Consider the following 12,130-nt stretch of genomic DNA (forward strand, 5'->3'; position numbering starts at 1 on the left):
CGCGGAGGGTGCGACGCACGACGTCGCGATCACCGTGGTCGGCGCCGAGACCGAGGACGCGGCGGTCGCCGTCGGCCGCGCCGTGGCCCGCTCCAACCTCTTCAAGGCCGCGATCTTCGGCAACGACCCGAACTGGGGCCGCGTGCTCGCGCAGGTCGGGACGGTGCCCGAGTCGGTCGCCGCGTTCGACCCCGAGCTCCTCGACGTCACGATCAACGGCGTGCAGGTCTGCCGGGCCGGGGGAGCGCACGCGCCCCGCACCGAGGTCGACCTCGCCGCGAACCGCGAGGTGCACGTCCTCATCGACCTCCACGCGGGCACCGAGCTCGCGACGATCTGGACCAACGACCTCACGCACGACTACGTCCACGAGAACAGCGCGTACTCCACATGAGCGGCATCCCCGACGACTTCGTCTTCGACACCCGGACGGACCTGCGCCCGGACCAGAAGGCGGAGGTGCTGATCCAGGCGCTGCCCTGGCTGCAGAAGTTCAGCGGCGCGCTGGTCGTCGTGAAGTACGGCGGCAACGCGATGATCGACGACACGCTCAAGCGCGCGTTCGCCGAGGACATGGTGTTCCTGCACCAGGTCGGCCTGCGGCCGGTCGTCGTGCACGGCGGCGGCCCCCAGATCAACGCGATGCTCGACCGGCTCGGCATCGAGTCGGAGTTCCGGGGCGGCCTGCGCGTCACGACGCCCGAGGCCATGGACGTCGTCCGCATGGTGCTGACCGGCCAGGTGTCGCGCGAGCTCGTCGGGCTCCTCAACGCGTACGGCCCGCACGCGGTCGGCCTCTCGGGCGAGGACGGCGGCCTGTTCCAGGCGCGCCGCCGCACCGCGGTCGTCGACGGCGAGCACGTGGACGTCGGCCTCGTGGGCGACGTCGTGCACGTCAACCCGGGCGCCGTGCAGGACCTGCTCGACGCGGGTCGCATCCCGGTGGTGTCGACGGTCGCCCCGGACGTCGACGACCCGACGCAGGTGCTCAACGTCAACGCCGACACCGCAGCCGCGGCGCTCGCGGTCGCGCTCGGCGCGCGCAAGCTCATCGTCCTCACGGACGTCGAAGGCCTCTACACGAGCTGGCCCGACCGCACGTCGCTCGTGCGCCGCCTGCGCTCCCGCGAGCTCGCCGAGCTGCTGCCGTCCCTCGACGCGGGCATGCGCCCGAAGATGGAGGCGTGCTGGCGCGCCGTCGAGGGCGGCGTCGGCCGTGCCCACGTGATCGACGGCCGCGCCCCGCACTCGATCCTCGTCGAGGTCTTCACGTCCGACGGCATCGGCACGATGGTGCTGCCGGACGAGGAGCCCGCCGACGCCCCGTTCACCGCCCCCGTGCCGGCCGTCCGGCCCACCCCGGAGGTCCCCGCATGAGCACCGACGTCACGCCCTCGGGCGCCCGGCACCGGGCCTCGGCGGCACCCGACGCCTCGCTGCCCGTCCAGGCCGTCGACGGCTCGGTCGCGCAGTGGACCGAGCGCTACACGCACGCGCTCATGGACACGTTCGGCGCCCCGCAGCGCGTCCTCGTGCGTGGCGAGGGCCCGTACGTGTGGGACGCCGACGGCCGCCGCTACCTCGACCTGCTCGGCGGGATCGCGGTCAACTCGCTCGGCCACGCGCACCCGACGCTGACCGCGGCGATCAGCGCGCAGCTCGGCACCCTCGGGCACGTGTCGAACTTCTTCGCGAGCCCGACGCAGATCGCGTTCGCGGAGCGGCTCCTGTCGCTCGCGCAGGCACCGGAGGGGTCGCGCGTCTTCCTCACCAACTCCGGCACGGAGGCGAACGAGGCGGCGTTCAAGCTCGCCCGGCGCAACGGCGGCCCGGACCGCCCGCGGGTCCTCGCGCTCGAGGGCGCGTTCCACGGCCGGTCCATGGGCGCGCTCGCGCTCACCCACAAGGCGGCCTACCGCGAGCCGTTCGAGCCGCTGCCCGGCGGTGTCGAGTTCCTGCCGTTCGGCGACGCCGCCGCGCTCGAGGCCGCGTTCGCCGACGGTGCGGGCACCCAGGTCGCCGCGCTGGTCGTGGAGCCGATCCAGGGCGAAGCGGGTGTGCGCCCGCTGCCGCCGGGCTACCTCGCGCTCGCGCGGCGTCTCACGGCCGAGCACGGCGCGCTGCTCATCCTCGACGAGGTGCAGACGGGGATGGGCCGGACGGGCTCGTGGCTCGCGTACCAGCAGCCGGAGATCGGCGGCGGCATCGTGCCGGACGCGGTCACGCTCGCGAAGGGCCTCGGCGGCGGGTTCCCCGTCGGCGCGCTCGTCGCGTACGGCGAGCGGACGGCCACGCTGCTGGGCCGCGGCCAGCACGGCACGACGTTCGGCGGCAACCCGGTCGCCGCGGCGGCGGGCCTGGCGACGATCGCGGTGATCGAGCGCGACGGCCTGCTCGACCACGTCCGGACGCTCGGCGCCACGCTGCGCGCGCGGATCTCCGGTCTCGGCCACCCGCTGGTGACCGACGTGCGCGGTGCGGGTCTCCTGATCGCGATCGAGCTGGCCCGGCCCGTCGCGCCGCAGGTCGCCGCAGCGGCGCTCGAGGCGGGCTTCGTCGTCAACCCGTGCACGCCGACCACGATCCGGCTCGCCCCGCCGTTCGTCCTCACCGAGGAGCAGGCGGGCACGTTCGTCGACTTCCTCGCCGCGGTCCCGGCGGACCTGGGGGCCGACGCATGACGCGGCACTTCCTGCGCGACGACGACCTGACGCCCGCGGAGCAGCGCGAGGTCCTCGAGCTCGCGCTCGCGTTCCGCGACGACCGGTACGTGCGCCGCCCGCTGGTCGGCCCGCGGGCGGTCGCGGTGATCTTCGACAAGCCCACGCTGCGCACGCAGGTGTCGTTCACGACGGGCGTCGCCGAGCTCGGCGGCTACCCGCTGCTCGTCGAGGGCAAGCTCGCGCAGATCGGCGTGCGTGAGTCGGTCGCCGACACGGCGCGCGTGCTCGGCCGGCAGGTCGCGGCGGTCGTCTGGCGGACGTTCGAGCAGTCGCGGCTCGACGAGATGGCGCAGCACGCGGGCGTCCCCGTCGTGAACGCGCTGACGGACCTGTTCCACCCGTGCCAGGTGCTCGCGGACCTCGCGACGGTCGCGCTGCACCGCGGCGGCGTCGGGCGGCTCGCGGGCCAGACGCTCGCGTACGTGGGCGACGGCGCGAACAACATGGCGCACTCCTACCTCCTGGGCGGCGCGACGGCCGGGCTGCACGTGCGGATCGGCACGCCCGACGGGTACCCGCCCGACGCGGGCGTCCTCGCCGACGCGGCGGCGATCGCCGAGCGCACGGGCGGCTCGGTCGCGGTCGTCGGCTCGCTCGCCGAGGCCGTGACGGGTGCCGACGTCGTCGCGACCGACACGTGGGTCTCGATGGGCCAGGAGGGCGAGGCCGCCGCGCGCGAGACGCCGTTCGTGCCGTTCCGGGTCGACGCGGCCGCCCTGGCGATCGCCGCGCCCGACGCGATCGTCCTGCACTGCCTGCCCGCCTACCGCGGCAAGGAGATCACCGCCGACGTGCTCGACGGCCCGCGGTCGGTCGTCTGGGACGAGGCCGAGTTCCGTCTGCACGCGCAGAAGGCGCTCCTGACCTGGCTGCTGGAGCAGTCGTGACCGTCGCGTCCGGGCCGGTCCCGTCGACCAAGGCGGCGCGCCAGGCGCTCGTCCAGTCGCTGCTGACCCGCGGCACGGTGCACTCGCAGCAGCAGCTCGCGGAGCTCCTCGCCGCCGAGGGCGTGTCCGTCACCCAGGCGACGCTCTCGCGCGACCTCGTCGAGCTGCGTGCCGTGAAGGTGCGCACCCCGTCGGGTGGGCTCGCCTACGCGGTCCCGGCCGAGGGCGGGCACCGCACCGCGACGACGGGCGTCGACGAGGAGATGCTCGCCGCGCGGCTCGCGCGCCTGTGCGCGGAGCTCCTGGTCACCGCGGAGGCGTCGGGCAACCTCGTCGTCCTGCGCACCCCGCCGGGCGCGGCGCAGTTCCTCGCCTCGGCGATCGACCACTCGGTGCTGCCCGCCGTGCTCGGCACGATCGCGGGCGACGACACCGTCCTCGTCATCGCCCGCGAGGGCGACGACACCGCCGGGCCGGCGGCCGCGGGCACCGCGCTCGCGGCCCGCTTCCTCGCGCTCGCGACCGACGCGCGACCCGAGTCGCGTCAGCGCACCCTCGACTGAGCACCCCCAGACCCGCACACCCCCTGAGAAGAGAGAAGTTCCATGACTGAGCGTGTCGTCCTCGCGTACTCCGGCGGCCTGGACACGTCCGTCGGCATCGGCTGGATCGCGGAGGCCACCGGTGCCGAGGTCATCGCCGTGGCGGTCGACGTCGGCCAGGGCGGCGAGGACCTCGAGGTCATCCGTCGGCGTGCGCTCGACTGCGGCGCGGTCGAGGCGTACGTCGCCGACGCGCGCGACGAGTTCGCCGCCGAGTACTGCATGCCCGCCCTCAAGGCGAACGGCCTGTACCTCGACCGCTACCCGCTGGTCTCGGCGCTCTCGCGTCCGGTGATCGTCAAGCACCTCGTGCGCGCCGCCCGCCAGTTCGGCGCGACGACCGTCGCGCACGGCTGCACCGGCAAGGGCAACGACCAGGTCCGCTTCGAGGTCGGCATCACCTCGCTCGCGCCCGACCTGACCTGCCTCGCACCCGTCCGCGACCTCGCGCTCACGCGCGACAAGGCGATCGACTTCGCCGAGAAGCACGACCTGCCGATCGCGACGACCAAGCACAACCCGTTCTCGATCGACCAGAACGTGTGGGGCCGCGCCGTCGAGACGGGGTTCCTCGAGGACATCTGGAACGCCCCGACGAAGGACGTCTACACCTACACCGACGACCCGACTTTCCCCCCGGTCGCCGACGAGGTCGTCGTCACGTTCGAGGCCGGTGTCCCGGTCGCGCTCGACGGCGTGCCGGTCACGCCGCTCCAGGCCATCCAGGAGATGAACCGCCGTGCGGGCGCCCAGGGCGTCGGCCGGATCGACATCGTCGAGGACCGCCTCGTCGGCATCAAGTCCCGCGAGGTCTACGAGGCGCCGGGCGCGATCGCGCTCATCGCCGCGCACCAGGAGCTCGAGAACGTCACCGTCGAGCGCGAGCAGGCCCGGTTCAAGCGCGGCGTCGAGCAGCGCTGGACCGAGCTCGTCTACGACGGCCAGTGGTTCTCGCCCCTCAAGAAGTCGCTCGACGTGTTCATCGACGACACCCAGAAGTACGTCTCGGGCGACGTGCGCCTCGTTCTGCACGGCGGTCGCGCGACCGTGTCGGGCCGCCGCTCCGACGCGTCGCTCTACGACTTCAACCTCGCGACGTACGACACGGGCGACACGTTCGACCAGTCCGCCGCCCGCGGGTTCATCGAGATCTACGGCCTGTCGTCCAAGCTCGCCGCGGCGCGCGACGTGCGTTTCGGCAACGCCGAGGACCTCGGCTCGCAGGGCGGGATCGGCAGTGTCTGACGAGCAGGCACCCCTGGCACTGTGGGGCGGCCGGTTCGCGTCCGGACCGGCCGCCGCGCTCGCCGACCTGTCCCGGTCGACGCACTTCGACTGGCGGCTCGCGGACCACGACATCTCGGGGTCGGTCGCGCACGCGCGCGTCCTGCACCGGGCCGGGCTGCTCACCGCCGACGAGCTCGACGGCATGGTCGACGCGCTCGAGCGGCTGCGCGCCGACGTCGCGTCGGGCGCGTTCGGCCCGGCGCCCGACGACGAGGACGTGCACACGGCCCTCGAGCGCGGCCTGATCGAGCGCGCCGGCGCCGACCTCGGCGGCAAGCTGCGCGCGGGGCGCTCGCGCAACGACCAGATCGCGACGCTCGTGCGGATGTACCTGCGCGAGCAGGCGCGCGTCCTGTCGGGTCTCGTGCTCGACGTCGTCGACGCGCTCGTCGCGCAGGCGTCGGCCGCGGGCGACGCCCCGATGCCGGGCCGCACGCACCTGCAGCACGCGCAGCCGGTCCTCCTCGCGCACCACCTGCTGGCGCACGCGTGGCCGCTGCTGCGCGACGTCGGCCGCTGGGTCGACTGGGACGCGCGCGCCGCGCGCTCGCCCTACGGCTCGGGTGCGCTCGCCGGTTCGTCGCTCGGGCTCGACCCGGCCGCGGTCGCGGCGGAGCTCGGGTTCGACGGTCCCGTCGAGAACTCGATCGACGGCACCGCGTCGCGCGACGTCGTCGCGGAGTTCGCGTTCGTCGCCGCGATGCTCGCGGTCGACGTCTCCCGGCTCGCGGAGGAGGTCGTGCTCTGGTCGACCAAGGAGTTCGGCTTCGTGCGGCTGCACGACGCCTACTCCACGGGGTCGAGCATCATGCCGCAGAAGAAGAACCCGGACGTCGCCGAGCTCGCGCGCGGCAAGGCGGGGCGCCTCGTCGGCGACCTCACCGGCCTGCTCACGACGCTCAAGGGCCTCCCGCTCGCGTACAACCGCGACCTGCAGGAGGACAAGGAGCCGGTGTTCGACCAGGTCGACCAGCTGACGGTCCTCCTGCCCGCGTTCGCGGGGATGGTCGCGACCCTCACGTTCGACACCGACCGCATGGCCGAGCTCGCGCCGCAGGGCTTCTCGCTGGCCACGGACGTCGCCGAGTGGCTCGTCCGCGAGGGCGTGGCGTTCCGGGTCGCGCACGAGATCGCCGGGGCGTGCGTCCGCGCGTGCGAGGAGCGGAAGCCCGCGATCGAGCTGTGGGAGCTCAGCGACGACGACCTCCTCGCGATCTCCCCGCACCTCACGAGCGGGGTCCGGTCGGTCCTGTCCGTCGAGGGCTCGCTCGCCTCGCGCGACGCCGCCGGCGGCACCGCCCCCGTGCGGGTCGCCGAGCAGCTCGCGGCCGCGCGCGAGGCGGCGACGGCCCTGCGTGCGCGCTTCGCCCCGGACTGACGCGGGCAGAAACCTCATCGCGAGGGGTCGTCGACCGATGGGTCCGGCGACCCCACGTCGGCTCGCGTCAGCCCTCGGCGTGGTCGGCACGACGAGGAGCGACACCCGAGTGAGCACCACCGGCACGGCCGTGAGTCCTGACGTCCACCCCGCGAAGGGGGCCGCCCGGTCGGCGCGGCGGGCGGCCGCGCTGGACCGGCCGTACCTGAGCACCCTCACGGGCTTCCAGCGGTGGTTCGCGAACATGTCGATCCGCGCGAAGGTCCTCACGCTCGCGCTCGTCATGCTCACGATGGCCCTGGCCGTCGTCGTCGTCGCCTGGGTGGACGGCACCGAGGTCGTCGCGCTCGCGGGCGGCGACCCGGCGGTCGCGGAGCACGTCGGCGCGACGCGCCGCACGCTCCTCGGCCTCGGCGTCGGCGCGACGGTGCTCGCGGGCGGTCTCACCACGTGGGGCGCCCACGCGATCGACCGCGAGCTGAGCCGGCTGTTCCGGGTGTCCGCCGCGGTGGAGGCCGGCGACCTCACCCAGCGCACGCGGCTCGACAACCGCGACCAGATCGGCCGCGCGGGCCGTGCGCTCGACACCGGCCTCGACGCGCTGCACGGCTCGCTCCGGGGCGTCGCCGACGAGGTGGTCGTCCTCCACGACGCGGCGCAGCAGCTCGACGACGGCAACCGGACGCTGTCGGCCACGGCCGAGCGTGCGAGCTCCGACGCCGACGCCGCCGCCTCGGCGGCCGAGCAGGTCGCGCAGACCGTCCGGTCCGTCGCGGCCGGTGCCGACCAGATGGGCGCCTCGATCCGGCAGATCGCGAGCAACGCGGGCGAGGCGCTGCACGTCGCGACCGAGGCGACGACCGCCGTGGACGAGGCGGTCCGCACCGTCGGACGCCTCGGCGACTCCTCGGAGCAGATCGGCGCCGTCGTGCGGCTCATCACGTCGATCGCGGAGCAGACGAACCTGCTGGCGCTCAACGCGACCATCGAGGCGGCCCGGGCGGGCGACGCGGGCAAGGGCTTCGTCGTCGTCGCGAACGAGGTCAAGGAGCTCGCGGGCGAGACCGCGCGCGCGACGGACGAGATCGCGCGCCGGATCGCGGCGATCCAGGTCGACACCACGGCCGCGGTGGACGCCATCGGACGCATCACCCAGGTCATCGCGGCGATCAACGAGTACCAGTCCACGATCGCCGCGGCGGTCGAGGAGCAGTCCGCGACGACCGCCGCGATGTCGCGCGGCGTCGGCGAGGCGGCGACGGGCATCGGGGAGATCGCGACGTCCGTGTCGTCGGTCGCGGGCGGTGCGGGGCGGACCAGCGACGCCCTCGCGCGCGAGAGCGTCACCGTCGGGTCGATCGCGGAGGTGTCGGAGCGCCTGGCGTCCTCGACGGCCGCGTTCCGCCTCTGACCGGCATGATGTCCTCTCCGTCGAGAGGAGGCCGCGTGACCGTTCCGACGTCCGGGACCGACGCCGTCGACGCGGTCGTCGCGCGGGCGCGTGCCGCCCGGCCCCGCCTCGGTGGTGTGCGGCTCGTCTGCGTCGACGGCCCGGCCGGCTCCGGCAAGTCGACGCTCGCGCGCCGGGTCGGCGCGGCACTGGGCGCGACCGTGCTCCACGTCGACGACCTGCTCGACGGGTGGTCCGACCTCGAGGGCGTGTGGGAGCGGCTCGACGCGCAGGTGCTCGGGCCTCTCGCGGCCGGTCGGCCGGGCCGTTACCGCCGGTACGACTGGACGGCGGGCGCGTTCGCCGAGTGGCACGACGTCCCGGTGCCTGACGTCCTGGTCCTCGACGGCTGCGGGTCGGCGCGGACCGCGGCGGACCCGGTCGCGGCGGTGAAGGTCTGGGTCGAAGCACCCCGCGACCTGCGCCTGTCGCGCGGGCTCGAGCGCGACGGCGCCGACGCCCGCGAGCACTGGCTCGCGTGGATGGTCGCCGAGCAGGAGCACTTCGCCCGGGAGCGCACGCGCGAGCGCGCGGACGTGCACGTCGACGCCGTCGGCCGCCTCGTCGAGCGCTGATCGCACGGCCCGTCCGCCGATGGTCGCGCGGCTTCACCGCGAAGATCGGGCGGTCCGGGCGGCGTGGGGTGCGTGGTCGGCACGGCGACGCTCGCGCGGTCCGCACGCCGACGCTCGGCGTCCGCGACCCGGATCGGCGAGCCGGTCGCGCGGCCGGTGCGGCAGGATGAGCGCGTGACCCAGCCCAGCGAGGTACCGACGACACCGGACGCGGCCGACCCGCGCGCGGTCGTCGCGGTGCCCGCCCGCGTCTGGTACAGCCGCGACGTGCACGTCGTCGCCCGGGACCTGCTGGGCTCCTACCTGACGTCGCGGTCGCCCGAGGGCGACGTGACGGTGCGCCTCACCGAGGTCGAGGCCTACGGCGGCGCCGACGACCCGGGCTCGCACGCCTACCGCGGCCGCACGTCGCGCAACGCGGTGATGTTCGCGGAGCCCGGACGCCTGTACATCTACCGCCACCTGGGCCTGCACCACTGCCTCAACGTCGTCGCCCAGCCGACGGGCAGCCCGGCCGCGGTCCTGCTCCGCGCGGGCGAGGTCGTCGAGGGCGAGGACCTCGCGTGGGAGCGTCGCGAGCGCGTCGGCGTCGTCGACTCCCAGCGGCAGCTGGCACGTGGCCCCGCCCGGCTGGCGGTGTGCCTCGGCCTGGACCTGCGCGCCAACGGTGCGGACCTCACGGAGGCCGGCGGCGCGACCGTGCTGCACCGGCACGCGGGGTCGTCGCTGTCCGCGCACGCGTCTGGCCCGCGCGTCGGCGTGTCCGGCGCCGGCGGCGAGGCGCACTTCCCCTGGCGCTACTGGCTGACGGGGGAGCGCACCGTGTCGGCGTACCGGCCCGCGTATCGGCGGCCGGCGTCGGTAGACGTCCCGTGAGGACGACGACGTCGGCCCTGTGCCCACCGCGCTCCGCGGGTCGCGTGCTCGCGCGGGGCAGCCGGCCCGTCCACGGCGTGCCGGCGACCTCGGACGCGACGCACGCCCGGGACTCGCGGCCCGCCCGGGACGCGCGGTCCCCCCCGGAGCACCCCGCCTCTCGAGGGCGCCGTGACCACGGCCGCCCCGACCTTCGCAGGAGAACCCTCGTGACCCACATCCTCGACGAGCTCGCGTGGCGCGGTCTCGTCGCCCAGACCACCGACGCCGACGCGCTGCGCGCCGCCCTCTCGGACGGCCAGGTGACGCTGTACTGCGGCTTCGACCCGACCGCGCCGAGCCTGCACATCGGCAACCTGGTCCAGATCCTCACCGTGCGGCGCCTCCAGGACGCCGGTCACCGCCCGCTCGCGCTCGTCGGCGGCGCGACCGGGCTCATCGGCGACCCGAAGATGACGGGCGAGCGCACCCTCAACTCGCCGGAGATCGTCGCCCGCTGGGTCGAGCGCATCCGCCGCCAGATCGAGCCGCTGCTGCGCTTCGACGGCCCGGCCGCCGCGACCATGGTGAACAACCTCGACTGGACGGCACCGCTGTCGGCGATCGACTTCCTGCGCGACGTCGGCAAGCACTTCCGCCTCGGCACCATGCTGGCGAAGGACACCGTCGCGCGTCGACTCAGCAGCGAGCAGGGCATCAGCTTCACCGAGTTCAGCTACCAGATCCTGCAGGGCATGGACTTCCTGGAGCTGCACCGTCGGCACGGCGTGACGCTCCAGACCGGCGGGAGCGACCAGTGGGGCAACCTCCTCTCGGGCGTCGAGCTCATCCGCAAGGTCGAGGGCACCGCCGTCCACGCGCTGACCACGCCGCTCGTGACGAAGGCCGACGGCACCAAGTTCGGCAAGACGGAGGCCGGCACCGTGTGGCTCGACGCCGAGCTCACGACGCCGTACGCCTTCTACCAGTTCTGGCTCAACGCCGACGACGCCGACGTCGTGAAGTACCTGAAGATCTTCACGTTCCGCTCGCACGAGCAGATCGAGGAGCTCGCCGACGCGGTGGTGCAGCGACCGGCCGCCCGCGAGGCGCAGCGCGCCCTGGCGCACGACGTCACGTCGCTCGTGCACGGCACCGCCGCGGCCGACAAGGTGGTCGCGGCGAGCCAGGCGCTCTTCGGCCGGGGGTCGCTCGGCGACCTCGACGAGTCGACGCTCGCCGCCGCCGTCGCCGAGCTCCCGACCGCTCCCGGCCGTGCGGGCGACCCGGTGGTCGACGTGCTCGCCGCGTCGGGCATCGTCGCCTCGAAGGCGGCGGCTCGCCGGGCGATCGGCGAGGGCGGCGCGTCGGTCAACAACGTCCGGGTCGAGGCGGAGGACGCGGTCCTGCGCACCGAGGACCTCCTCCACGGGAGGTGGGCGATCCTCCGCCGCGGCAAGCGCACCCTCGCGGTGGTCGACGCGCACGCCTGAACCACGCCAGCTCCAGCCGCACCGCTCGACCCCTCCCGGATGCCCGGTCCCCTCGTGGGGCCGGGCATCCGTCGTCGTCGAGGCGCACGCGTGGGCCCGCGCATCCGTGGTCGACGCGCACCCCGTGACCGCACCTCCGCCGTCGGGCAGCCCCCCACGCTCGCGGTCGACGGGACGGTCGTCCACCGGCCCGGCTTGCGCCCGAAAGCCGGGCCCGCGCCGCGCACGTCGACCGACCGTCAGTCGCACGGGGGTGCGCCCCGGAGCGCGTCAGTGAGCGCGGGGGGCATCGGCACACGCAGGGGTCGGCCCGGGCGCGCGAGTCGCCCGGGCGGTCGGACCGGACATGCCGGACGCGCGAGGCATGCAGGACCGGGGGAGCACCGGACCCCAGGGAAGGTCCGCCGGCAGCCCCGCGGGGCGTCGGCCCAGGTCAGGGCGCCCTTCGCGGCCTCAGACGGCGTCATCCGTATGCCTGGTGACGGGGGTCACCGCAACCGGATTTGCCTCCGCCGCCCGGGCCCGCGTAATGTTCTCGATGTCGCCCGGCAGGGAGGAACGGACACCGAGGAACGATCCCGGTGGCTGGTCCCGAGGGTGGCCGCCCCCGAACAGAACCGCAGGAGCTCAGTGCGCCTGCAGCACGTTCGGGAGGGCCTGAGCCCGCAACCGCGAGCCCCACGGGGCGGACGGGAACGGCCGGAAGGTCCGCTAAGATGGAGAACGACAAAGCCTCTGACGAAGAGCCGAAAGGCTCGAGCAGATGCGCGTCTGTTCCTTGAGAACTCAACAGTGTGCCAAGTAGTCGATGCCAAGATGGTTCATCGCACGGTTTCGTGTGGTGGGTCTTGGTTGAGATTGAGAGGGCTCGTGCCACCCC

The 12,130-nt window shown here is 74.4% G+C and carries 11 protein-coding genes; all 11 read left to right on the top strand.

Going from position 1 to position 12,130, the window contains the following annotated elements; genetic code table 11:
* Positions 1–394: bifunctional ornithine acetyltransferase/N-acetylglutamate synthase (locus CTKZ_RS08770; protein ID WP_200829684.1), on the top strand; the 394-nt coding region annotated here is incomplete at its 5' end.
* Positions 391–1,377, top strand: a complete 987-nt coding sequence (gene argB / locus CTKZ_RS08775) for an acetylglutamate kinase (protein WP_124342594.1) — start codon at positions 391–393, stop codon at positions 1,375–1,377. The genes CTKZ_RS08770 and argB, both read left to right, overlap by 4 nt.
* A complete protein-coding gene (locus CTKZ_RS08780) occupies positions 1,374–2,681 on the top strand; it encodes an acetylornithine transaminase (protein ID WP_124342595.1) in 1,308 nt (435 codons plus the stop codon). Before argB ends, CTKZ_RS08780 begins: the two co-directional genes overlap by 4 nt.
* Positions 2,678–3,610 (top strand): ornithine carbamoyltransferase, encoded by a 933-nt coding sequence (gene argF / locus CTKZ_RS08785; RefSeq protein WP_124342596.1) that lies wholly within the window; start codon positions 2,678–2,680, stop codon positions 3,608–3,610. The genes CTKZ_RS08780 and argF overlap by 4 nt, the downstream gene beginning before the upstream one ends.
* Positions 3,607–4,173, top strand: coding sequence for an arginine repressor (locus CTKZ_RS08790; protein ID WP_124342597.1), 567 nt, complete (start codon positions 3,607–3,609; stop codon positions 4,171–4,173). Before argF ends, CTKZ_RS08790 begins: the two co-directional genes overlap by 4 nt.
* Before the next feature lie 42 nt (positions 4,174–4,215).
* The gene (locus tag CTKZ_RS08795; RefSeq protein ID WP_124342598.1) at positions 4,216–5,457 is read left to right on the top strand and encodes an argininosuccinate synthase; all 1,242 of its coding nucleotides are present in this window, start codon (positions 4,216–4,218) and stop codon (positions 5,455–5,457) included.
* Positions 5,450–6,877: an argininosuccinate lyase gene (gene argH / locus CTKZ_RS08800; protein WP_124342599.1), complete on the top strand. Its 1,428-nt coding sequence runs from the start codon at positions 5,450–5,452 to the stop codon at positions 6,875–6,877. Before CTKZ_RS08795 ends, argH begins: the two co-directional genes overlap by 8 nt.
* Positions 6,878–6,986: 109 nt before the next feature.
* Positions 6,987–8,288 (top strand): methyl-accepting chemotaxis protein, encoded by a 1,302-nt coding sequence (locus CTKZ_RS08805; protein WP_235843409.1) that lies wholly within the window; start codon positions 6,987–6,989, stop codon positions 8,286–8,288.
* A 35-nt stretch (positions 8,289–8,323) separates the two neighbouring features.
* Positions 8,324–8,902, top strand: a complete 579-nt coding sequence (locus tag CTKZ_RS08810; protein WP_235843410.1) for a uridine kinase family protein — start codon at positions 8,324–8,326, stop codon at positions 8,900–8,902.
* Positions 8,903–9,076: 174 nt separating this feature from the next.
* Complete coding sequence (locus CTKZ_RS08815) at positions 9,077–9,778, top strand: DNA-3-methyladenine glycosylase (protein ID WP_124342600.1); 702 nt, start codon at positions 9,077–9,079, stop codon at positions 9,776–9,778.
* Between the two features lie 209 nt (positions 9,779–9,987).
* Positions 9,988–11,250 carry a tyrosine--tRNA ligase gene (gene tyrS / locus CTKZ_RS08820; RefSeq protein ID WP_124342601.1) on the top strand — a complete coding sequence of 421 codons (1,263 nt, stop codon included), beginning with the start codon at positions 9,988–9,990 and terminating at the stop codon, positions 11,248–11,250.
* The last annotated feature ends 880 nt before the right edge of the window (positions 11,251–12,130 follow it).

The sequence above is a fragment of the Cellulomonas algicola genome (genome assembly GCF_003851725.1).
Lineage (GTDB): Bacteria > Actinomycetota > Actinomycetes > Actinomycetales > Cellulomonadaceae > Cellulomonas > Cellulomonas algicola.

Coding starts and splice junctions, on each gene's coding strand:
- CTKZ_RS08780 (WP_124342595.1), top strand. CDS start 1,374: ATGAGCACCGACGTCACGCCCTCGGGCGCCCGGCACCGGGCCTCGGCG.
- argF (WP_124342596.1), top strand. CDS start 2,678: ATGACGCGGCACTTCCTGCGCGACGACGACCTGACGCCCGCGGAGCAG.
- argB (WP_124342594.1), top strand. CDS start 391: ATGAGCGGCATCCCCGACGACTTCGTCTTCGACACCCGGACGGACCTG.
- CTKZ_RS08795 (WP_124342598.1), top strand. CDS start 4,216: ATGACTGAGCGTGTCGTCCTCGCGTACTCCGGCGGCCTGGACACGTCC.